The sequence below is a fragment of the Burkholderia cepacia GG4 genome (assembly GCF_000292915.1).
GTDB classification, from domain to species: domain Bacteria; phylum Pseudomonadota; class Gammaproteobacteria; order Burkholderiales; family Burkholderiaceae; genus Burkholderia; species Burkholderia cepacia_D.
Genome location: NC_018513.1, coordinates 2,472,638 through 2,494,291 on the forward strand (window position 1 = coordinate 2,472,638; position 21,654 = coordinate 2,494,291).

At 70.0% G+C, this 21,654-nt stretch carries 16 protein-coding genes and 1 riboswitch; of the genes, 8 read left to right on the forward strand and 8 right to left on the reverse strand.

What is annotated here, in order from left to right; genetic code table 11:
• Positions 1-264 precede the first annotated feature (264 nt).
• Positions 265-1,464: an MFS transporter gene (locus GEM_RS11245; RefSeq protein ID WP_014897529.1), complete on the forward strand. Its 1,200-nt coding sequence runs from the start codon at positions 265-267 to the stop codon at positions 1,462-1,464.
• A gap of 21 nt (positions 1,465-1,485) precedes the next feature.
• Here the strand turns inward: GEM_RS11245 and GEM_RS11250 are convergent, their stop codons facing one another.
• Positions 1,486-2,670, reverse strand: a complete 1,185-nt coding sequence (locus GEM_RS11250; RefSeq protein ID WP_014897530.1) for an EamA family transporter — start codon at positions 2,668-2,670, stop codon at positions 1,486-1,488.
• Positions 2,671-3,162: 492 nt separating this feature from the next.
• Between GEM_RS11250 and GEM_RS11255 the strand changes: the two genes are divergently transcribed.
• Together GEM_RS11255 and GEM_RS11260 are read left to right on the forward strand one after the other, a co-directional pair.
• Positions 3,163-3,516 (forward strand): type II toxin-antitoxin system RelE/ParE family toxin, encoded by a 354-nt coding sequence (locus tag GEM_RS11255; protein WP_014897531.1) that lies wholly within the window; start codon positions 3,163-3,165, stop codon positions 3,514-3,516.
• Complete coding sequence (locus GEM_RS11260; RefSeq protein ID WP_014897532.1) at positions 3,513-3,794, forward strand: helix-turn-helix domain-containing protein; 282 nt, start codon at positions 3,513-3,515, stop codon at positions 3,792-3,794. The genes GEM_RS11255 and GEM_RS11260 overlap by 4 nt, the downstream gene beginning before the upstream one ends.
• Positions 3,795-3,832: 38 nt before the next feature.
• Here the strand turns inward: GEM_RS11260 and GEM_RS11265 are convergent, their stop codons facing one another.
• The 3 genes from GEM_RS11265 to GEM_RS11275 form a co-directional block, all read right to left on the reverse strand.
• Entirely contained in the window at positions 3,833-4,621 is a 789-nt protein-coding gene (locus GEM_RS11265; RefSeq protein WP_014897533.1) for a molybdopterin-dependent oxidoreductase, read from the reverse strand.
• 29 nt (positions 4,622-4,650) lie between these two features.
• Complete coding sequence (locus tag GEM_RS11270) at positions 4,651-5,283, reverse strand: cytochrome b/b6 domain-containing protein (protein WP_014897534.1); 633 nt, start codon at positions 5,281-5,283, stop codon at positions 4,651-4,653.
• An 88-nt stretch (positions 5,284-5,371) separates the two neighbouring features.
• Positions 5,372-5,638, reverse strand: a complete 267-nt coding sequence (locus tag GEM_RS11275) for a pentapeptide MXKDX repeat protein (RefSeq protein ID WP_014897535.1) — start codon at positions 5,636-5,638, stop codon at positions 5,372-5,374.
• 269 nt (positions 5,639-5,907) lie between these two features.
• A riboswitch (TPP riboswitch) is annotated at positions 5,908-6,024 on the forward strand.
• A gap of 123 nt (positions 6,025-6,147) precedes the next feature.
• Here GEM_RS11275 and thiC point away from each other — a divergent pair.
• The 5 genes from thiC to GEM_RS11300 all read left to right on the forward strand — a co-directional run bounded on the left by thiC (position 6,148) and on the right by GEM_RS11300 (position 11,820).
• Entirely contained in the window at positions 6,148-8,079 is a 1,932-nt protein-coding gene (gene thiC / locus GEM_RS11280) for a phosphomethylpyrimidine synthase ThiC (protein WP_014897536.1), read from the forward strand.
• A gap of 266 nt (positions 8,080-8,345) precedes the next feature.
• Complete coding sequence (locus GEM_RS11285; RefSeq protein ID WP_014897537.1) at positions 8,346-8,558, forward strand: glycine zipper 2TM domain-containing protein; 213 nt, start codon at positions 8,346-8,348, stop codon at positions 8,556-8,558.
• A gap of 203 nt (positions 8,559-8,761) precedes the next feature.
• Positions 8,762-9,010, forward strand: coding sequence for a hypothetical protein (locus GEM_RS11290; RefSeq protein WP_014897538.1), 249 nt, complete (start codon positions 8,762-8,764; stop codon positions 9,008-9,010).
• Positions 9,011-9,152: 142 nt separating this feature from the next.
• Positions 9,153-10,079 (forward strand): DMT family transporter, encoded by a 927-nt coding sequence (locus GEM_RS11295; protein ID WP_014897539.1) that lies wholly within the window; start codon positions 9,153-9,155, stop codon positions 10,077-10,079.
• Between the two features lie 460 nt (positions 10,080-10,539).
• Positions 10,540-11,820 carry an EAL domain-containing protein gene (locus tag GEM_RS11300; protein WP_014897540.1) on the forward strand — a complete coding sequence of 427 codons (1,281 nt, stop codon included), beginning with the start codon at positions 10,540-10,542 and terminating at the stop codon, positions 11,818-11,820.
• Positions 11,821-11,871: 51 nt separating this feature from the next.
• Here the strand turns inward: GEM_RS11300 and arfB are convergent, their stop codons facing one another.
• The 4 genes from arfB to recC are packed head-to-tail and all read right to left on the reverse strand — an operon-like array spanning position 11,872 to position 21,600.
• Positions 11,872-12,276: an alternative ribosome rescue aminoacyl-tRNA hydrolase ArfB gene (gene arfB, locus GEM_RS11305; RefSeq protein WP_014897541.1), complete on the reverse strand. Its 405-nt coding sequence runs from the start codon at positions 12,274-12,276 to the stop codon at positions 11,872-11,874.
• Entirely contained in the window at positions 12,273-14,564 is a 2,292-nt protein-coding gene (locus tag GEM_RS11310) for an AAA family ATPase (protein ID WP_014897542.1), read from the reverse strand. Before GEM_RS11310 ends, arfB begins: the two co-directional genes overlap by 4 nt.
• Positions 14,561-18,265 (reverse strand): exodeoxyribonuclease V subunit beta, encoded by a 3,705-nt coding sequence (gene recB / locus GEM_RS11315; RefSeq protein ID WP_014897543.1) that lies wholly within the window; start codon positions 18,263-18,265, stop codon positions 14,561-14,563. The genes GEM_RS11310 and recB overlap by 4 nt, the downstream gene beginning before the upstream one ends.
• The gene (gene recC / locus GEM_RS11320; protein ID WP_014897544.1) at positions 18,262-21,600 is read right to left on the reverse strand and encodes an exodeoxyribonuclease V subunit gamma; all 3,339 of its coding nucleotides are present in this window, start codon (positions 21,598-21,600) and stop codon (positions 18,262-18,264) included. The genes recB and recC overlap by 4 nt, the downstream gene beginning before the upstream one ends.
• Between the last annotated feature and the right edge of the window lie 54 nt (positions 21,601-21,654).

Below are 21,654 nucleotides of genomic sequence, written 5' to 3' on the forward strand. Positions count from 1 at the left end.
GTGCGCATGACGGGCGACCGAGGCCGGTCGGCGCGCGTTGCGCGCTGATCGCGGCCGATAGCGGTCGCTCGCGGCCCGTCATGCCACGAGTGCGGCGGCCGGCCGCCTGATTGCCTGACTGCCCGACCGCCTGTCCACCCGCCCACCCGCCCGGCAGGATTCACGGTGCTCCGGTATGATCGGCAGCCTCGATCGGCGCCCGGCCGCCAGCGCAACCGCCGCTGCGTCGCGCGCCACGCCGTTCAACTCCGTTCCGTTGCCGCCATGTCTGCCGCCTCCACCGACCGTCCGACCGACGCCGCCTCGCCCCACTACTCGCGCAGCCTGCTGTTGCTGCTCGCGACGATCGCGGGTGTGTCGGTCGCGAACATCTATTACAACCAGCCGCTGCTCGACAGCTTCCGCTCGGCCTTTCCCGACGGTGCGTCGTGGATCGGCGCGGTGCCGACCGCGACACAGCTCGGCTATGCGGCCGGGATGTTCCTGCTGGCGCCGCTCGGCGACCGTTTCGATCGCCGCGGCCTGATCCTGATGCAGATCGCGGGCCTGTCGATCGCGCTGATCGTCGCCGCGACGGCTCCCACGCTGGCGGTGCTCGCCGCGGCGAGCCTCGCGATCGGCGTGCTCGCGACGATCGCGCAGCAGGCCGTGCCGTTCGCGGCCGAGATCGCGCCACCGGCCGAGCGCGGGCATGCGGTCGGCACCGTGATGAGCGGCCTGCTGATCGGGATCCTGCTCGCACGCACGGCGGCCGGCTTCGTCGCCGAATATTTCGGCTGGCGGGCGGTGTTCGGCGCGTCGGTCGCGGCGCTCGTCGCGCTGGCCGCGGTGATCGTGCTACGGCTGCCGCGCAGTTCGCCGACGTCGACGCTGCCGTACGGCAAGCTGCTCGGCTCGATGTGGCACCTGGCGGTCGAATTGCGCGGGCTGCGCGAAGCGTCGCTGACGGGCGCCGCGCTGTTCGCCGCGTTCAGCGCGTTCTGGCCGGTGCTGACGCTGCTGCTCGCCGGCGCGCCGTTCCATCTCGGCCCGCAGGCCGCCGGTCTGTTCGGGATCGTCGGCGCGGCGGGTGCGCTGGCCGCGCCGTACGCGGGCCGTTTCGCGGACAAGCGCGGCCCGCGCGCGATCATCTCGCTCGCGATCGCGTTGCTGGCGGCGTCGTTCGTGATTTTTGCGCTGTCGGGGACGAGCCTCGTCGGGCTCGTGATCGGCGTGATCGTGCTGGATGTCGGCGTGCAGGCCGCGCAGATCTCGAACCAGTCGCGCATCTACGCGCTGAAGCCCGAGGCGCGCAGCCGCGTGAACACTGTGTACATGGTGTGCTACTTCATCGGCGGCGCGCTCGGCTCGTCGGTCGGTGTCGTCGCGTGGCGCACCTTCGGCTGGACCGGCATGTGCGCGGCCGGACTGCTGTTTACCGCGCTCGCCGGCTGGTTCCACCATCGCGGCGCCCGGCACGCGTGAACGCGGCCGCGCGCGCGGGCGTCACGCATCCGCGCGCGATGCGGCCGGCTCTTCGACCGGCGGCGGCACCGTGAAGGCCGGAGCGGGATCCACGACCGCGGTCGGGTCGACGACGGCGGCCGGTGTGGGCACCGCGAGCGGTACCGCGGAAGGCGCGAGAATCGGCGCGGGTTCCGGCATCGGCGGCTGATCCGGCACGGACGCCGCGCCTGCTGCGGCCTCCACCGCGACGATCGCCACGGCCGGCGAAGCGTCGGCCGCCGTGCGCGCCGCGGGCCGGCGCGCGGGATCGAACAGGAACGACAGCCCGACGCTGCCGAGGATCGCGACCGTCGCGACCACGGTTGCCATCGTCACGGGCTCGCCGAGCATCAGCGCGCCGAGCGCGACCGCGACGATCGGGTTCACGTACATGCAGCTGCTCGCGATGATCGGGCTCGTATGGCGAATCAGGTAGCCGTACGCGACGTACGCGGCCATCGTGCAGAACACCATCAGGTACACGAACGCGAACACCGGCCCGGGCGCGACCTGCTCGATGCGCTCGCCCATCAGCCACGCGGCGAGCGTGGACATCAACCCGCCCAGGCCGATCTGCAGCGACGTCGACAGAAACAGGTCCGACGGCAGCTTGAGGCGCGTCGCGAGATGCGCGCCGCCCGCCCAGAACAGCGCGCCGGCGAGCACGCAGATCGTGCCGAGCGCCGAGTTCGCGGCGGCCGCGCCGCCCGAGTTCAGCACGACGATGCCGACCATCCCGAGCGCGACGGCCGCCCACTCGCCCTTCGTCACCGGACGCCCGGCGACCGCCGCGATCACGGTCGCGAACAGCGGCACCGTGGCGACCATCACCGCGGCCGAGCCGCTGCTGACCGTGCGCATCCCGAGCGCGATCGTGCCGGACGACAGCGCGACCAGCATCGTGCCGACGATCGCCGAGTTGCGGATTTCCAGCAGCGTCGGCCATTCGGGCTTGCGCCGCAGCGCGAAGATGAACAGGCCGATCCCGCCGAGCAGGTTGCGCAGCCCCGACAGCAGCAGCGGCGGGAACGACTGCAGCGCGAAATGCAGGCCGCTGTAGGTCGAACCCCAGACGAAATAGATGAAGACCAGGGCCAGCGCGACGCGGCCGCCGCGGCTTTGCGGCAGGCGGATCCGGATCGGCAGGCGGGCGAAGAAATCGAGGAGGCGGTCGAGCGGTGTCATCGTTCAGCCCGCCCGCACGACGTGTCGCGTGCTCCGCTGAAAGACGCCGGCGATGCCGGCAAACGGCCCTGACGGGACCGGGAAGGCGGAGGCGAACGTGCGGAACGACATGGCAGTGCGAACGGCGACGGATAAAAACCGGCAAGCGGCGGCAGAGGGTCAAAAAGCGTGCGCAAACGGCTTCGGTTGCGCACGCTCGGCATTATGGCATCAAGGATTCGAAAGCATCGTCAGACCTGTCTGAAAGCATATCGACTGACGTTTCGGCGCGACATTTTTCGGGATCCGGACGAATCGGATCGGGGGCCGGATACGCGCTGCGCGAGCGTCTCCCGGGCCGCCCGGCATCCGTTCCCGCCCGTTGCGATCGCTCCATCGGCCTGATGGCCAGTCATGCGCTCAGCGGTCACTTCGCGCTTATGGTGACGGTCGGCAGGCGCGTCCGGCCCCTGACATTCGCCCTTTCGACCCGCACACCATCCATACAAAATTTTGTATAATTCCGCCATTCTTCCGCCGAAGCCGGTTTCGTTCGTCGGCACCGCACTCGACGACCTGCGCGGCTTTCCGCTTCCCGCGCGCCGCGAAGCCGGCCACCAGATCGACCAGGTGCAGCGCGGCCTCGCGCCCGACGACTGGAAGCCGACGCGCACCATCGGCCCCGGCGTGCGGGAAATTCGCCTGCGCGATGCAAGCGGCGCGTTCCGGATCGTCTACGTCGCGACCTTCGCCGACGCGATCTATGTGCTGCATTGCTTCCGCAAGCAGTCGGCACGCACCTGCAAGGCCGATATCGAACTGGCTGCCCGGCGCTACCGGGCGCTGATGATGGAGAGGAAACGATGAGCAACGAACGCCATGCGAGCGTCTGGGACGCAATCGAAGGCCAGCCGGCCGAAGCCGAGAACATGAAGCTGCGCTCCGAGCTGATGATCGCGCTCAAGCAGCGCATCGCGCAGCTCGAGCTCAGCCAGGCGCAGGCCGCGCAGCAGCTGGGCGTCACGCAGCCGCGCGTGTCGGATCTGCTGCGCGGCAAGATCAACCTGTTCGGGCTCGATGCGCTCGTGAACATGGCGGCCGCGGTCGGCCTGCGCGTCGACCTGCAGGTGCGCGAGTCCGCATAGCGCCGTGAGGCGCCGCGGCGGGCGCGGCGCGCCGCCGCTCACGATCCGCCGAACCAGTTGTACCCCTGGTCGACCCAGTAGCCGCCCGGGTAGGTATCGGTCACGAAGATTTCCATGATGTGCTTCGGATTCTTGTAGCCGAGCTTGGTCGGCATCCGCAGCTTCATCGGAAAGCCGAATTCCGCCGGCAGCCGGCGGCCGTCGTAGTCGAACGCGAGCAGCGTCTGCGGATGCAGCGCGGTCGGCATGTCGATGCTTTCGTAGTAATCGTCCGCGCATTTGAAACCGACGTATTTCGCGTGGGTATCGGCGCCGGCGCGCGCCAGAAACGCGCCGAACGGCGTGCCGCCCCAGCGGCCGATCGCACTCCACCCTTCCACGCAGATGTGCCGCGTGATCTGCTCCGCGTGCGGCAGCGCATACAGTTCGTCGAGCGTCCACACGCGCTTGCCCGTCACGCGGCCGGACAGCACGAGCCGATACGTCGATGCGTCGACGTGCGGCACGTCGTCGATGCCGTAGTATGCGTTGAACGGGAACGGCCGCGTGAGGTCGGCTTCGGTGTAGGTCGGCGCGAGGCGCTCGCCGCTGAACAGCCAGGCCTGCACGCGATCGTTCATGCGCGACACTTTCTCGAGGAACGTGTTGACCGACGCATCGTCCTGCAGCGTGCAGCCGGTCAGCATCGCGAGGCCGCCGAGCGTCAGCACGCGCTGGTTGAAGAGCCGCCGCGACGGCATCTCGAGCTCGCGGCGCAGGTCGAGTTCGAGCGACTTCCGGTCGAGCGTCCAGCGTGGCTGGCCGCGTCTTTGTTCGGATTCCGACATGATGATTTCCTCCGCCCGCGGCTTGCGGATCAGCGGCCGCGCAGCATCGCGAGCAGCGAGCGCGGCACCAGCAACGCCATCGCGACGTGGACGACGAAGAAGGCGACCAGCAGCGACATCGCCCAGAAATGCACGACGCGCGCGTTGTCGTAGCCGCCGAACAGTTCGCGCAGCAGCGGGAACTGTACGGACTTCCAGATCGTGAGGCCCGACAGCACCAGCACGACGAGGTCGACGATCGCGGTCAGGTACGCGGCACGCTGCACCGCGTTGTAGACGCTCAGGTCGTCGTGCGACAGCCGGCCGGCCAGCGCCGCGCGCACGTCGCGCCATATCGATGCCAGCGTGACCGGCAGCATCTTGCGTGCGAGGCGCCCCGTCGCGATCGACATCGCGAGATAGAACAGCCCGTTGCCGACCAGCAGCCACATCGCCGCAAAATGCCATTGCAGCGCGCCGCCGAGCCAGCCGCCGAGCGTAATGCCGTGCGCGAACGTGAACGGCGGGTAGATCGGCGACGCATCGTAGATGCGCCAGCCGGACAGCGCCATCAGGATCGCCGCGAGCGCGTTGAGCCAGTGGCTCACGCGCACCCACAGCGGATGAATCTTGCGCGCGGGCGGCGTGGCGGTCGCGCGCCCGGCAGCGGGAACGGTTTGCATGATGAAGACTCCCGGAACGTAGCGGCGGTGCGCGATGCGCGGGCGGCCTCGTGTGCCGCACGCGCTGGCCGCGCCCCGCCCGCCTCCGTCAGTTCGACGGCGCCATCTTGTCGCCCGACGACGACTTGCCCATTTCGTCGTGCGACATCGCGTCTTTCTTCATCGCGTCCTTCTTCATCGCATGCTTCTTCATGCCGTCCTTCTTCATCGCGCCGTCCTTCGCCATCGCGTCGTGGCCCATCGCGTCCTTCGACATCGACGAACCTGGCTGCGACATCGCGTCGTTCTGCGCATACGCGCCCGTGGCAAGCGTGGCGAAAGCGGTGACACAAGCGGCAATCAGTACTTTTTTCATGACATCTCTCCAAAACATGGGTTTAAGGAGCCGAATAGACGGACGACGTCGCGGGAAATGACAGCCGCTGCGAAATTTTTTTTTGAGGTTGCGCGAAAGCGCGTCATGTTGCACCGCGTCGCCGCCACCGGCCAAGCCGTGGGGCCATGCGGCGGCGACGCGCGCTGCCATTTCGACGGGCCATCGCACGACCCGCCATGCTGCGGCCGCGCCGGGACAGCCGATCCTCTCCCGGTTGAAACCGCCGCGAAGCCAGTGTATCGTGTGCGCTGCTAACGCGGGGGTCCTGCAATGCGTTCGGTCAAACAACCGGCATTGCGGGTGAGAAATACCCTTTGAACCTGATCTGGATAATGCCAGCGCAGGGAAGCGTACGGATTTCGCCGCCTTCCTTCTGACGAATCCGCCGCCTCACCAAACCTCGTCTCCTGCTTAGCTCGAGCCCCACATTCGTCAAGGGCTCCGGGCAAGCGCCGAAGCGCGTGTCCGGCGCTCACACAGGAGATTGCATGAACGCCAATCCGAAGTTTCTGTCTGCCGACGCCCACGTCGACGCCGCTGCCGTCGCGCCGCTGCCCAATTCGCGAAAGGTGTATGTAACCGGCTCGCAGCCCGACATCCGCGTGCCGATGCGCGAAATCACGCAGGCCGATACCCCGACCGGCTTCGGCGGCGAGAAGAACCCGCCGATCTACGTGTACGACACGTCGGGCCCCTACACCGATCCGGACGCCAAGATCGACATCCGCGCGGGCCTGCCCGCGCTGCGTCAGGGCTGGATCGAGGCACGCGGCGACACCGAAGTGCTCGGCGGCCTGTCGAGCGAGTACGGCCTCGAGCGCGCGGCCGACCCGGCCACCGCCGACCTGCGGTTCCCGGGCCTGCACCGCAACCCGCGCCGCGCACAGGCCGGCAAGAACGTCACGCAGATGCACTATGCGCGCCAGGGCATCATCACGCCGGAAATGGAATACATCGCGATCCGCGAGAACCAGCGCCGCGCCGAGTACATCGAGAGCCTGAAGTCGAGCGGCCCGAACGGCGCGAAGCTCGCCGCGATGATGGGCCGCCAGCACCCGGGCCAGGCGTTCGGCGCCGCGGCCTTCGGCGCGAATGCACTCGCGGAAATCACGCCGGAATTCGTGCGCGACGAAATCGCGCGCGGCCGCGCGATCATCCCCGCGAACATCAACCACCCGGAATCCGAGCCGATGATCATCGGCCGCAACTTCCTCGTGAAGATCAACGCGAACATCGGCAACTCGGCCGTCACGTCGTCGATCGGCGAGGAAGTCGACAAGATGACGTGGGCGATCCGCTGGGGCGGCGACACGGTGATGGACCTGTCGACCGGCAAGCACATCCATGAAACGCGCGAGTGGATCATCCGCAACAGCCCGGTGCCGATCGGCACGGTGCCGATCTACCAGGCACTCGAAAAGGTCAACGGCAAGGCCGAGGACCTGACTTGGGAAATCTTCCGCGACACGCTGATCGAGCAGGCCGAGCAAGGCGTCGACTACTTCACGATCCACGCAGGCGTGCGCCTGCAGTACGTGCCGCTCACCGCGAACCGGATGACGGGCATCGTGTCGCGCGGCGGCTCGATCATGGCGAAGTGGTGTCTCGCGCACCACAAGGAAAGCTTCCTGTACGAACACTTCGAAGAGATCTGCGAGATCATGAAGGCGTACGACGTGAGCTTCTCGCTCGGCGACGGCCTGCGCCCCGGCTCGATCTACGACGCGAACGACGAAGCGCAGCTCGGCGAACTGAAGACGCTCGGCGAACTCACGCAGATCGCGTGGAAGCACGACGTGCAGGTGATGATCGAAGGCCCCGGCCACGTGCCGATGCAGTTGATCAAGGAGAACATGGATCTCCAGCTCGACTGGTGCAAGGAAGCGCCGTTCTACACGCTCGGGCCGCTCACCACCGACATCGCGCCGGGCTACGACCACATCACGTCGGGTATCGGCGCCGCGATGATCGGCTGGTTCGGCACCGCGATGCTGTGCTACGTGACGCCGAAGGAACACCTCGGGCTGCCGAACAAGGACGACGTGAAGGAAGGCATCATCACGTACAAGCTCGCCGCGCACGCCGCCGACCTGGCCAAGGGTCACCCGGGCGCGCAGGTGCGCGACAACGCGCTGTCGAAGGCTCGTTTCGAGTTCCGCTGGGAAGACCAGTTCAACATCGGTCTCGATCCGGACAAGGCACGCGAATTCCACGACGAGACGCTGCCGAAGGATTCGGCGAAGGTCGCGCACTTCTGCTCGATGTGTGGCCCGCACTTCTGCTCGATGAAGATCACGCAGGACGTGCGCGAGTTCGCCGCGCAGCAGGGTGTGTCGGAAACCGAGGCGCTGAAGAAAGGGATGGAAGTCAAGGCGGTCGAGTTCGTGAAGACCGGCGCCGAGATCTATCACCGTCAGTAAGCGAACGCTGCGGTCCGCACGGACCGCAGTGCAGCGCACGGCAGGAAGCCCGCTTTCGAGCGGGCTTTTTTTGCATGTTTTGCGGGTTTTGCGTGCGCACCCGCACGCCGCGTGCCTGCCGGCGCGAGGGAAACAATTGATTACGAAACCGCCCGAGCCTTAACAAGTCCTTACAGCAGCGCCGCGGGGCCGCGCGTAGATTGGGTGCATGCACGGCCGGCCAGCCGGTCGCGCGCCCTCCGCCCACCACCACAAGGACAACGATCATGAATTCGATTCGGCGTTTTGGGGTATGCGCTCTGCTCATCGCGATGGTGACCAGCCTGTCGGCCTGCGATTCGATGTCACGACGCCAGCGCGATACGGCAATCGGTGCGGGTGTCGGCGGCGTCGCCGGCGCGGCGATCGGCGGCAACGCGCTGTCGACGCTGGGCGGCGCGGCGGCCGGCGGCATCATCGGCAACCAGATCGGCAAGTAACGCGGCCCGGCGGCACCAGCCTGCCGTACGACGCGTTTCAACCAGACGGCGTTTTCGCACTGCGGCAACGCCGTTTTCGCATTCGTCCGACCGTTCGCCCGGCCGCGCCCGGAAATGATCCGTTACCGTTTTGCGCACCTTGTCATCACCGTGCGGCCTAAGCTTAAGCATCTGCCGATTGCCGGCGCCGCCGGAGAAACATCATGAACAGGACCCTCGTCGCCGCGACGCTCGCGTGCGCGACACTCGCCGGCTGCTACTACCCTTACGGCTACTATCCGGGCGGCTATTACGCGGCTGCCCCCGTCCAGCCCGCGCCCGTGTATGTCGACCCCGGCCCCGCGTACTACTATCCGGCGCCCGCCTATGCCCCGGCATGGGGCGGCTATTGGGGCCCCGCGCTGTCGCTGAACTTCGGTTTCGGCGGACGCGGCGGCTGGCACCATCACTGAGTGGTCACACCGGCCGCGCTGCCGGTTCGCATCGGCAGCACGCGGGTTTCCCGTTTCTTGCCGTTTCATTCGATCGTGAAACGATGGCGCGATCACGCGGTGTAAGATTCTCCGCATCCCGTCCCCTCGCCCGTCACGCTCGATGTCACCCAAGAACGCCTTTTTGCTGGCCATCCTCGCCGCCCTGTGGGGCGCGTCGTTCCTGTTCATCCGGATCGGCGTCGCCGAATTCGGCGTGGCGCCGCTGATGGCATTGCGCGTGGGCATCGGCGCACTGTTCCTCACGGGCCTCGCGCTGACGCGCTTCAAGCCCGCCGACCTCGCCACCCGGCTGCGCCGGCACGCGTGGCCGTTGTTCGTCGTCGGCGTACTGAACTCGGGCGCGCCGTTCTGCCTGTTTGCGTTTGCAGAACTGACGCTGTCGGCCGGCGTCACGTCGGTGATCAACGCGACGACGCCGCTGTGGGGCGCCCTGGTCGCGTACCTGTGGCTGAAGGACAAGCTGTCGCTGCCGCGCGCGCTCGGCCTTGTGATCGGCTTTGCCGGCGTGCTCACGCTCGTGTGGGATCAGATCGCGAACGCGCACGGCAGCACCGGCGCCAGCGCAACCGCGCTCGCTGCCGCCGCCGCGCTCGGCGCGACGCTGCTGTACGGCATCGCGGCCAACTATACGAAGCGCAAGCTCACCGGCGTCGATCCGCTCGTCAACGCGACCGGCAGCATGATCGGCTCGACCGTGCTGCTGCTGCCGTTCGCGATCGCGACCTGGCCGGCCGCGGCGGTCAGCGCGCACGCATGGGGTGCCGTGCTCGCGCTCGGCATCGCGTGCACGGGCGTCGCGTATTTCATCTTCTTCTACCTGATCGCGCATATCGGCCCGGCCCGCGCGATTACCGTGACGTTCGTGATCCCGGTGTTCGGCCTGCTGTGGGGCGCGCTGTTCCTCGGCGAACGCGTATCGGTCGTGATGATCGAAGGCTGCGCGATCGTGCTCGTCGGCACCGCGCTCGCGACCGGCGTGATCAAGCGGATTCCCGGGCTCGGCCCGCGCGGCGGCGAAGCGGCCTGAGCAGCACGCGCCCGCGGCGGTCGGGCGGTTGCTCGCGACGCGCGTCGCCACGCCGCCCGTCAATCGTCGGACCCGCCCGGCTCGGCCGGCACCGCCCCGGATGGCGTCGGTTTCAAGCCGATGCCGACGGCCCCGCACGGTTGCGCGTTCGCCCGGCTTGCGGGCGCTGCCTTCCATCTACCCCATTCCCGCACGCGTCGCACCCTCTGCATTCGGCACCCGCGGCTCGGTCGCGGCGGGGGTCCGACGGGCGGCCCCGCCGGAGACGCGCGAGCGGTGTACCGTTTGCGTCTGGAGTTACCCTGATACGCGCGCCTTGCCATTCCCGTTACACTCGTAACACTCATCCGCAGAAGGCGGTTACGATGCTCCACGTTCTCTCGCGCCCACCTGCGCGTGCGACTGCTTCTGCGTGGCGGCACGACACTGCCCCCCCCGTTCGCCCCAGGGCACCGTTGACATGAAGCCCTCCCGCGACCTATCGCTCGATTCCCTGCTCGAAAGCCTGACGCCGACGCCCAGCGGCTGGATCGCCACGTATCGCGACACGACGCTGCGCAGCGTGTTCCAGCCCGTGCTGTCGATCACGCACAAGCGCGTGGTCGGCTACGAAGCGCTGCTGCGCGTCGTGGAACCGAACGGCACGCTGGTCTCGCCGGTCGCGCTGTTCGACAAGACGCGCGCCGCCGCCGACGCCTTGCTGCTCGATCGCCTCGCCCGCTGCCTGCATACCGCCAACTTCGTCGCGCAAGGCATCGGCGACGGCTGGCTGTTCCTGAACGTGACGCCGCGCGTGCTCGATTCAGGCCTCGTGCAGCGCGAATTCGTCGAGGCACTGTGCCGGCATTTCGCGCTGCCGCCGAACCGCATCGTGCTGGAAGTGATCGAGCAGCCGGCCCGCGACGAAGCCGCGCTCGCCCGCACGATCGACATGATCCAGCATCGCGACTTCCTGATCGCGATCGACGATTTCGGCACCGGATTCTCGAATTTCGACCGCGTGTGGCGCGCACGGCCCGATATCGTCAAGCTCGACCGTTCGCTCGTCGAGCGCGCGACCTGGTCGGCCGAGGATCGCCGCATCATGCATCACCTCGTATCGATGCTGCATCAGGCCGGCGCGATGGTGCTCGCCGAGGGCGTCGAAAGCGACGACGCATTGCAGGCACTGATGGAGGCCGACATCGATTTCGTCCAGGGCTTCCAGTTCGGCCAGCCCGATGCGTCGATCGCGCACGCGAGCGCCGCGGCGCCCGCGATGCTCGACGCCGCGTGGCGACGCTTCATCGCGCACCGGCACACGCCGCCCATCGCCGAACAGCCGGGCTTCGACGCGATCGAGCGGCTCGTGCTCGCCGGCGCGGCCGCGTTCTCGGCGAGCGGCAACCTCAGCGATGCCGCGCAGCGCGTGTTCACGGTGCCGGCCGCGCGCCGCGTGTTCGTCACCGACGAGATCGGCGAACAGTTCCTGCCGTCGATCGGCGCGCGCCCCGAGGATGGCCAGGCAAGCAGCACACGGCTCGCACCGCTGTTTCCGGAAACGCACAGCAACTGGTCGCGGCGCCCGTACTTCCAGCGCGCAATCGCGGCGCCGGGGCGTGTCGCGCTGATGGGCCCGCACTTCTCGCTGACGGAAGGCCGCGACTGCTATACGGCAGCCGTCGCGATTCGCGCGCAGAGCCGCCTCGTCGTGTTCTGCGTCGACTTCGTGCTCGACAGCGCAGGAACCGTGATGCGGTAGCGCGCGCGGCGGCAGGCGTTCGCCGGTCGCGCCTGCCGCCGCGGCGTTTCGTCAGTCGATCACCTTCCCTCTTCCCGACTTCACCACGCTGCGGCGCGACTTGTGTTCGAGCCGCCGCTCCTTCGACGCGCGCGTCGGCCGCGTCGCGACCCGGGCACGCGGCGTGTACGCGACGCTGCCGATCAACGCATCGAGCCGCGCGAGCGCCGCCTCGCGGTTTTTCTCCTGGGTCCGGTATTCCTGCGACTTGATCACGACGATGCCGTCGCGCGTGATGCGCTGGTCGGACAGCGCGAGCAGCCGCTCCTTGATGACGGGCGGCAGCGACGACGCGCGGATGTCGAAGCGCAGGTGAATCGCGCTCGACACCTTGTTGACGTTCTGCCCGCCGGCGCCCTGCGCGCGCACGGCGGTCCATTCGACGTCGGCCGGATCGAGCATATAGCGGATCATCATCGCGACGCCTCCTTGCGGCGCCGCGCGAGCGCCTCGTCGACGCGCGCCGCAAGCCCCGAATCGCGTTGGGTGCGCGTCGCGACCGCCTGCGCGAGCACGCGTCGCGGACCGATCACCTGCACGCGCGTGCGGGCGCGCGTGACCGCCGTATAGACGAGCTCGCGCGTGAGCACGCGCCCGAACGACGCCGGCAGCACGAGCGCGGCCTCGTCGAATTCGGAGCCCTGCGATTTGTGAACCGTCAGCGCGAACGCCGTTTCGTGCGGCGGCAGCGCGGCAGGCGACACCGCGCGCGCGGTGCCGTCCGCGCGCCGGAACCACACGCGCAGCACGCCGTGCGCGTCCGGCAACGCAATGCCGATGTCGCCGTTGAACAGCCCGAGCGCATAGTCGTTGCGCGTCACCATGATCGGCCGCCCGGTGAACCAGTGTGCACCGACCGCGAGCGGCACGCGCGCGGCATGTCGCACGTGCGTGGCCACCAGCGCATTCACGTGCTCGGCGCCGCGCGAACCGGTGCGGGTCGCGCACAGGATCCGGAAGCGGTTGAGCGCATCGAACAGCGGCAGCGGATCGGGCACCGGCTCGGACAACGCGGTGCGCAATGCGTCGAGGTACGCGCCGAACCGGCGTGCCAGCCGCTCGACCGTCGATGCCGCCAGCGTATCGCCCGCATCGTCGTGGAACGACGCGGCAGCGGCATCGTCCGCCGGCAACGCGTCGAGCGCGGCCTGCACGTCGCCGCGGCGGATCGCGAGCGACAGGCGGCCGATCGGCGAATCGAGACCGAAACGGTAATTGCGTTCGAGCCATACGACGCAGTCTGCAAGCGGTGCGGGCGCGGAAGGCGCGGTGGTGGTTTCGTCGACCCGCGTTGCGATGGCCGACGCGAATGCCGCTGCCCCCGCATCGTGCGCATCGAACGGCGCCAGTTCGACCGCGTCGAGCCACGCGAGCTCGTCGGCCTCGATCCATGCCGGATCGGCACCCGCAGCGCCGGCATCGATGCCGGTCGCCGCAGGCTGCAACGAAGCAGCCGATGGCGCGACGTCAGGCGAAGCAACCGCTTCGTCCGGTGGTTCGTCGTCGAACAACGAGGCCTGTCGCGTATCCACGTTCCGCCGTGCCGGCGGCTTGCGTGCGGCAGTGGCCAACACCGGCGCGGACGCCGGAGCCGGAGCCGGAGCAGCGGCGGCAACCGCTTCCACCGCCTCGCCGTCCGGCACCGGCAACGCCGCGACGAATACCGCCTCGTCGATGCCGAGCGCAGCCGCGATGCGCGTGCGCGCTGCGGCGGTAAACGTCGGCCGCGCACTCAGCTCGGCGAACACCGCGCCGGCCTCGACCGCGGCAAGCTGGTCCTTGTCGCCGAGCAGCACGAGCCGCGCGCCCGGCGCGAGCGCATCGATCAGGTGCGCGGCGAGCGCGACGTCGATCATCGACGCCTCGTCGACCACGATCAGGTCGTACGGCAGCGGGTTGTCGCGATGATGGCGGAACCCCGCCGCCCCGCCGCCGCCCAGCAGGCGATGCAACGTATACGACGTGTCGGGCAGGCGCGCGGCGAGCGCCGGCGGCAGGTCGCCCGCCCGCGCATGCAGCGCTTCCTGCATCCGCTGCGCGGCCTTGCCGGTGGGTGCCGCCAGCGCGACACGCAAGCCCGGCTGCGCGTCGAGCAAGCAAGCCAGCACGCCGACGACGGTCGTCGTCTTGCCGGTGCCGGGCCCGCCGCTGACGATCGTCACGCGCCCCGTCAACGCGACGATCGCCGCGACGCGCTGCCAGTCCACTTCGCCCGTCGCGGGCCCGAAGTAACGCGCGAGACTGTCGCGCAGCCGCTCGGGCGACAGCGCATCGCCCGGTGCGGCGACGCCGGCCTGCGCGACGAGCGCATCGGCGAGCCGGCGCTCGTAGTCGAAGTAGCGCGACAGATAGAGATGGTCGTGCCGGTCGACGATCAGCGGCCGTTCGTCGCCGCGCGCGAGCGTGCCGAACGCCACGAGGCCGCTCGCGGCAAGCGCCGCGCGCACGTCGTCGAGCGGCTCCTCGTAGCGCTGCGCGAGCGCGCCCAGCGATACGCACACGTGGCCGCCCGCCGTCGCGCGGCTCGTCGCGAACGCGGCACGCGCCGCCCAGCGCGCGGAAGCGGCCGGCGCGCCCGCCCGGCGCGACAGGTCGCCGATGCGGCGTGCGAAACCTTCCGCGAGCGCGATGCCGAAATCCGCGGGCTCGGGCAGGCGCGCCACGAGGCCGCCGGTGAATTCGAGCGTGTCGTCGGACGCGTTCATGCGCGGCCCCCTTCCATCATCCGGTCGAGCGCGTCGACAAGTTCGCGCGCGGGCCGCCGCGCATGCACGCCGGCCGGCTCGCCGCCGCTGCGCCAGCCGGGCCGCACGCCGCGCACGAACAGGTACAGGTAGCCCGCGATATGCGTGTCGTAGTCGTAATCGGGCAGCCGCCCGCGCAGATAGCGATGCAGCGCGACCGTATAGAGCAGCGCCTGCAGGTGATACGCGTGATCGGCCATCGCGACGTCGAGCGCACGCGGGCCATAGGAATCAGGTGTATTGCCGAGATGGTTCGACTTCCAGTCGACGATCCAGAACCGGCCGTCGTGTTCGACGATCATGTCGATGAAACCCTTGATGAAACCGGCGAGCATGCCCGCCTCGAGTGCAACGTCCGGATAACCGTGCGCGACCAGCAGCCGGCGCAGCGCGCCCAGCTCGAGCGACCGCGCCGGAAACAGGAAACCCATTTCGTCGAGCCGCTTCGCGGGATCGAGATCGGCCAGCCGCATGCCCGGCACGAGCTCCGTGCGCACGACGTCGTCGACGAGCCGCGCCATCATCGCCGGCAGGCGCGTCGCGAGTTCGGGCTCGGCCTCGACCGGCCGGTCGTGCAGCGCGCCGAGCGCGGCCTGGTGCCACGAATCCGGCTCCGTGAACCGGCTGAGTTCGAACAGGCGGTGCAGGCACTCGCCCGCTGCCGCGCCGCGCGGAAACACGAGGATGTCGTCGTCCGGCGGCTCGACCGCGACCGTGTCGGCCACGGCGAACCCGCCGTCCGGCACGACGGCGGCCAGCGCATCGTGATCGGGCCGCAGTTCGTCGTCGGGCACGACCGCGACGCCCGCCTCCTCGCGCGCCATCGACGCCGTCAGCGAACTGAAGCTCGCCATCCGCCATGCATCGCGCAGCACGCGCGTCGCATGACGCGCCGCGAGCGTCTGCGAAGCATCGTGCCCGGCCGCCAGGCGCTCGCGGCGCGCCGGCACCGGCAACGGCGCGACGCTCACGGGGCCGCCGGCGAGCGCTTGCCATGCCGCGTCGAGCGCCGCTTCGTCCGGCGGCTCGTCGAGCCACGCATCGAACGACTGGCCGGCGCCGGCCACGAGCCAGTTCAGCACGCTGCGCCGCGCCTCGCGGGTCGAACGCGACGACTGATAAGGCCCGGCGACGAGATAGCACCGGTAGACCGCACGCGTGAGCGCCACATAGACGAGCCGCGCGCGTTCCGCGGCCTGCTCGCGCAGCGCCTGGCGCGCCGCATGCGCGGCGGCTTCGTCGTCGCAGCCGTAATGCAGCACGGCGTCGCCCGCGTCGTCGTGATACTCGCGCGCATCGGGCAGCGCCGACGCGGGCGGCTCGCGCAGCCCGCCGTCGTTCAGGAACGGACAGAACACGACCGCGTATTCGAGGCCCTTCGACTTGTGCACGGTCACGATCTGCACGAGGTTGCGATCGGATTCGAGCCGCAGCTGCGCTTCCTCGCCGCCGCCGTCGAGCCGTTGCGCGGCAAGCCAGCGCAGCGTCGGCGCGATGCCCGGCTGCGCGGACGCGCGCGCCTGCGTCAGCTCGGCCAGGTGGTTGATGTCGGTCACGCGGCGCTCGCCGTCCGCGCCGGCCATCAGCCGCTCGGCGATCCGCAGCTCGCGCGCGAACGTGCGCCACATCACCGCGAAACCGCGTTCGCGCCACAGCAGTCGATAGCGCGAGAAGCGCTCGACCCAGCTCATCGCATCCGCGTGGTCGGCCGCTTCGTGCGACGCGTCGCCGTCGCCCTGCTCCATGCGCCACAGCGCACCCGCGTCGAGGCCGAACCAGTCGGCCGCCAGCGCCGCGCGCAGGCGCCGCAGGTCGCCCGGCGCATCGATCGCCGCGAGCACGCGCTCGAGTTGCTCCGCGTCGCCGGTCGAAAACACCGACGCCTGCGCGAGTTCGACGCTGCCGATGCCCCAGGTGGCGAGCACGCGCTTCACGAGGCTGCCCTGCCGGTGCGTCTGCACGAGCACCGCGATGTCGCCCGGCGACAGCGGCGTGCCGCCGAGCCGCGCCAGCCCTTCGCGCGCGCCGCGCATCAGCCGTGCGATCTCGGCCGCGCATGCCTGCGCGGCCTGTGCCTGCGCGTCGCGCTTGAGCAGCGTGCCGTCGCCTCCCGGCAGCGCCCAGATCCGGAAATCGCCGGGCGGGCCCGGATCGGTCGCGTCGACGAACGGCGCGCGCACGCGCGTGCCGGCCCGCACCGGGTAATAGTCGAGCCCGTCGAGCACGAACGCACGCGGATTCGACATGAAGAAACGGTTGCTCGCGTCGACGACCGCGGGGGTCGAACGCTGGTTGACCGCGAGCGTATAGCACGCGCTCGCGCTTGCCCGCGCGGCGAGATAGGTATGCAGATCCGCGGCGCGGAAACTGTAGATCGCCTGCTTCGGATCGCCGACGAGAAACAGCGGCCCGCCCGGCGCGAAGATCCGGTCGAAGATCGCGAACTGCAGCGGGTCGGTATCCTGGAATTCGTCGATCAGCGCGGCCGGATAGCGCGCGCGCAGCGTCTCGGCGAGCCACGGATGCGCATGCAGCGCGTGGTACAGGTTCGCGAGCAGGTCGTCGAACGACACGACGCGTCGCGTACGCTTGCGCTCGGCCAGTTCGGCCGGCGCCGTGTCGAGCCAGTCGGCGACCAGCGCGAGCCAGCGCGCGCGCTGCGCGGCCTCGGCCGCGGCCACCGCCGCTTCGAGCGCGTCGGCCACGTCGAAGAACGCGTGTTCGGGCGTCACGCCGCCCTTCTTCGTCGCTTTCACGAGCGCGCTGCGCGTGAGCTTGAGCGCCGCCTTGGGCAGCGCGGCCGCCGCATTGCCCTGCGCGAAATGCGCGGACCATGCGCCGAGCGCATCGGCGACCGCGTCGGGCTTGTGCGAGCGCTGGTTGAGCACCGGCTGCGCGGTGCGCAGCAGCGCGTCGATCGCGTCGCGCTCGTCGGCCCACATCCGCGCAGCCTCCGCAAAGCATTCGGCGGCGGCGGCCTCCGCCGCTTCGTCCGGTTCGGCCACGCCGTCCCAGCGCAGCGCAGCGAGCGGCTTCTTCAGCCGGCGCGCGAGCTGCGCGTCGAGCGCGGCCGGGCCTGCGCCCGAATCGACGAGCCACGTCGCGAAGCCCGGCCAGCGCGCGGCCATCGGCTCGACGCGGGTGCGCCAGAAGTCCGCCGCGAGCTCGAAGCGCAATGCCGCATCGTCGGCCTGCATGTCGAACGCGAACGGCATCGCGGCCGCGAACGGCGCCTCCTGCAGCGCGCGCTGGCAGAACGCGTGGATCGTGTGGATCGCCGCCTGGTCGAATGCGCGCAGCGCGCGTCGAATCCGTTTCGCGGCGGTCTCGGGATCGAGCGCACCGGCTTCGCCGAGCGTCGTCTCGAGCAGGCGTGCGACGAACGGATCACCGCCGTCGTCACCCGTGTCGAGCGCATGCGCGAGCTGTGCGAGGCGCCCGCGGATCCGCTCGTGCAGTTCGGCCGTGGCCGCTTTCGTGAAGGTCACGACGAGGATTTCGTCCGCGCCGAGATCCTTTTCGAGCAGCAAGCGCACGTACAGCGCGCAGATGTTCCACGTCTTGCCGGTGCCGGCCGACGCCTCGATCTGGTTGACGCCGTCGAGCGGACACGCGAACACGTCGAGTTCGAGCGCCGCTTGCGGCTGGGATACGGCGCTCATGCGACCTCCTTCAGATGTTCGAGCATCGGCTCGAACACGAGCCGTGCGAGCGTGCCGAACGGTTCGTCGAGCGACGGATGCGCACCGCGCCACGCGATCGCGATGGCCGGATCGTCGGCTTCGCTCGCGACGCGCTCGTTGATCCACACGCTCGCCGCCTTCGCCTCGCCGTCGGAGATGCGTGCCCAGGCGCTGCGCGGGAAGAACCGCAGCGGCATGCGCCGCCCCGCGCGAAACAGCGCGGCGAGCGGCGCGAGACGCTCGAGCGGCGCCGCGACCGGCGTGAGTTCGAACGCGCCGCCGCTGCCGAACCACAGCGTGCGGCGCGGGCCGTCGGGTTCCACCGCGCAGTAGACGAGGTGCGCGAGCCACGCGGACAGGTAATCGCGCGCGCTCGGTCGCGCATAGCGATAGATGACCTGGCCCGCCGGCGTCAGCCGGTTCAGCGTGCCGTGCAGTTCGAGCGGCGCACGCACCGCATCGCCGGACAGCAGCGCGTCGTCGGCGCCGAACAGCGCCTGGTCGGTGTCGGGCCACGCGGGTGCGACCGAAAGCGTGAACGGTCGCCGCTCCATCCCGTCGGCCAGCGCACCGCGCACGTTCGACGCAAGCTGCGTCATCGAGCCGAGCGCCTGGTCGCGCCAGACGGCGCCCGTGGCACCGCCCGGCAGTTCGGGGCTCGCGTCCGCGATACGCAGCGCATGATCGAGCACGCCGCCGTCGCCCGCTTCGATCAGGAGCGGCAGCACGCGCTCGGCGAGCGCGTCGCTGCCGGCGAAGTCGAGTGCGAATGGCTCCGTGTCGAGCAGTTCGGCCTGCGCGTCGGACAGCACGATGCCGAGCCGCGCGCGCAGCAGCGCGCGGGCCGGATGCCGCCAGAACCGTTCGAATTCGCTGAACGCGACGGGTTCGACCGGCTCGGCCGGCAGCGGCTGCGCGAAGAACGGCTGCTCGCGCGTCGCGTCGCGGGACGCTTCGGCCGCCAGCAGCGACGCCAGGGTTGCGCGCTCGGCGTCGTATGAAGCCAGTTCGCTGCCGGGCCGGAAATACTCGGCCGCGAACGGCTGCAGCGGATGCTCGACGATGAACGCACGGCGCGCCGCGTCGACCTCATCCGGCGCGGCATCCGCGCCGGCCGTGACGAGCGCGAGATGGTCGAGCAGTTCGTCGACGAGCGCCGCGGGCGGCAACGGCGCGTTGTCGCGAATGCTGCGCCCGGTATACGCGATCAGCAGCCGATCGCGCGCGGCGAGCAGCAGGTCGAGGAACAGGTTGCGCTCGTCGTCGCGGCGCTGGCGGTCGCCGAGCTTCGGCAGCACGGCCATCAGGTCGAATTCGTCGGCGCGCGCGAGGCTCGGCAGCACGCCGTCGTCCATCCCGAGCAGGCACACGATGCGGTACGGCAGCCCGCGCAGGCTCGTCAGCGACGAGAACGTGACGCCGCCCCACGGCACCCCGCCGCGGGCCGGGTCGTCGAGCGCGGCAGCCAGCCCCGCGCGCACGACGGCCGCGGGCAATGCCTCGTCGGGTGCGCCTTCCGTCATCGCGGCGAGCATCGCGTCGAGCGCGTCGCGCACGCCGGCGAGCGCGTCGGCATACGCGGCGCCGGAGTCGAAGAATCGCGCGAGCGTGTCGGCGAACAGTTCGCTCCAGGCGCGCGGCGTGTGCGCGTCGGCAAGCCGCCGCGCGAAGCCGTCGAGATCGTCGGTGAAGCGCGCAAGCCGGCCCAGCAGTTCGGCCTCGCTGCCGGTGGCCGCCTCGATCGGCAGCCACGCGCCGACCGGTGCCGCGCCTTCGGGCATCGCATAGCCGAGAAAGAGCCGTGCGAGCGCATCGGAGAACGTGTGGCGCGGTGCCGGCACCGCCGCATCGTCGCTCACCGTCGGCGACAGCCCGCGCCGCGCGCCGGCGGCCGCGAGCCAGGTCTGCACCGTCTCGAGCGCGGCCGCGTCGATCCCGTAGCGGGCCGCCACCGCGTCGACACGCAGCCATTCGACCAGCTCCGGCGCACCGACCTGCCGCTCCGGCAACGCGAGCCACTCGAGCAGCACGCGCGCGACCGGGTTCGCCTGCGACGGCGGCAGGCCGGTGATCCGGTAAGGCACGCGCGCGCCGCCGGCGCCCGCCGTGCCGAACACGGCATCGATCAGCGGCCCCGCCGCCGCGAGATCGGCCACCGCCACCAGCACGTCGGCCGGCTGCAGCGTCGCGTCGGCGTCGAACCATGCGAGCAGGCGGTCGTGCAGCACTTCGAGCTGGCGCGCGAGGCTGTGGCACACGTGCACCTCGATCCCGCGCTCGGCCGGTACGTCGCCGAGTTCGGCCTCCGGTTGCAGGTCGAGGATCGCGTTCTGCACGCGCGCGAGCCAGGTCGGTGCGGGATTCCCGACGAAACGCGACGCATCGCCTGACGCGGCGCTTTCGGTCAGTTCGTGCAGCATGTGCAGTTGCGCCTGCGTCTGCCTGCCCCACTCCGCGAGCAGCGGATGACCGACTTCCTGGTAGTCGAGCCGACCGGCCGCGTCGAGCGCCTCCGCATGCGCGGCAGTGACGATGTCGAACCAGAACTCGCGGCACGGGTTCAGCGCATAGACGCGCACGTCGATCCAGCGCGACAGCTCGCGCAGCAGCGCGACGTGCAGCGGCGGCATCGTCGGCAGTGCGAATACGCTGACCGATTCCGGCCAGTCGGCGCCCGCGACGGTATCGGGATCGAGGTGGCGCGCGTCGACGAGGAAACGGTGTGCGGGCGGCGTGCCGCTCTCGCTCAGCTCGGCGAGCAGCGCGCGCCACAGCGCGGCCTGCCAGTGCTCGTCGTCGCGTGCGGCGTCGCTGATCCCGCGCGGCGCGGCGTCGCCCGCGAGCACCGACTCGCCGGCCTGCCACGCGGCCAGCCATTCGGGCCGATAGGTCAGGTAATGATCGAGCACGGCCGCGACGCGATGCGCGAGTTCGTAGCGCATCGCATCGTCGGACGCGGACAGATACGCGGCCAGCCGCGGCGACGCGAGCCACGGCGCGCCGTCCGCGGCCTGCGCGAACAGCCGGTAGCAGCGCCACACGAGGCGGTCGGGTGCGAACGGCGAGCGCTTGGGTACCTGCATCACGCGGCCGATTTGCGCCCACAGCCATTGCGCGAGATACGTGAACTCGACGTTCGCGCACACGCCGTGGCGCGCGGCGATGTCGAGTTCGAGACGGCGGCGCAGCGCGGCGCTCGGCACGATGACCTGTTGCGGCGCCCACGGGCCGTTGCGGGCCGGGAATGCAGCCAGATCGTCGAGCAGCGCGTCGGCCAGGGTTTCGTGACGGTTCGAGTAGAAGAGATGGAGCATGAAGCGGGTGTCGGAGCCTCGCGCCGGCCGGGCCGGGCGAACAGGATCACCAAG

Coding starts and splice junctions, on each gene's coding strand:
- GEM_RS11310 (WP_014897542.1), bottom strand. CDS start 14,564: ATGAACGCGTCCGACGACACGCTCGAATTCACCGGCGGCCTCGTGGCG.
- thiC (WP_014897536.1), top strand. CDS start 6,148: ATGAACGCCAATCCGAAGTTTCTGTCTGCCGACGCCCACGTCGACGCC.
- GEM_RS11270 (WP_014897534.1), bottom strand. CDS start 5,283: ATGCAAACCGTTCCCGCTGCCGGGCGCGCGACCGCCACGCCGCCCGCG.
- GEM_RS11245 (WP_014897529.1), top strand. CDS start 265: ATGTCTGCCGCCTCCACCGACCGTCCGACCGACGCCGCCTCGCCCCAC.
- GEM_RS11275 (WP_014897535.1), bottom strand. CDS start 5,638: ATGAAAAAAGTACTGATTGCCGCTTGTGTCACCGCTTTCGCCACGCTT.
- recC (WP_014897544.1), bottom strand. CDS start 21,600: ATGCTCCATCTCTTCTACTCGAACCGTCACGAAACCCTGGCCGACGCG.
- GEM_RS11290 (WP_014897538.1), top strand. CDS start 8,762: ATGAACAGGACCCTCGTCGCCGCGACGCTCGCGTGCGCGACACTCGCC.
- recB (WP_014897543.1), bottom strand. CDS start 18,265: ATGAGCGCCGTATCCCAGCCGCAAGCGGCGCTCGAACTCGACGTGTTC.
- GEM_RS11250 (WP_014897530.1), bottom strand. CDS start 2,670: ATGACACCGCTCGACCGCCTCCTCGATTTCTTCGCCCGCCTGCCGATC.
- GEM_RS11285 (WP_014897537.1), top strand. CDS start 8,346: ATGAATTCGATTCGGCGTTTTGGGGTATGCGCTCTGCTCATCGCGATG.
- GEM_RS11295 (WP_014897539.1), top strand. CDS start 9,153: ATGTCACCCAAGAACGCCTTTTTGCTGGCCATCCTCGCCGCCCTGTGG.
- GEM_RS11300 (WP_014897540.1), top strand. CDS start 10,540: ATGAAGCCCTCCCGCGACCTATCGCTCGATTCCCTGCTCGAAAGCCTG.
- arfB (WP_014897541.1), bottom strand. CDS start 12,276: ATGATGATCCGCTATATGCTCGATCCGGCCGACGTCGAATGGACCGCC.
- GEM_RS11260 (WP_014897532.1), top strand. CDS start 3,513: ATGAGCAACGAACGCCATGCGAGCGTCTGGGACGCAATCGAAGGCCAG.
- GEM_RS11265 (WP_014897533.1), bottom strand. CDS start 4,621: ATGTCGGAATCCGAACAAAGACGCGGCCAGCCACGCTGGACGCTCGAC.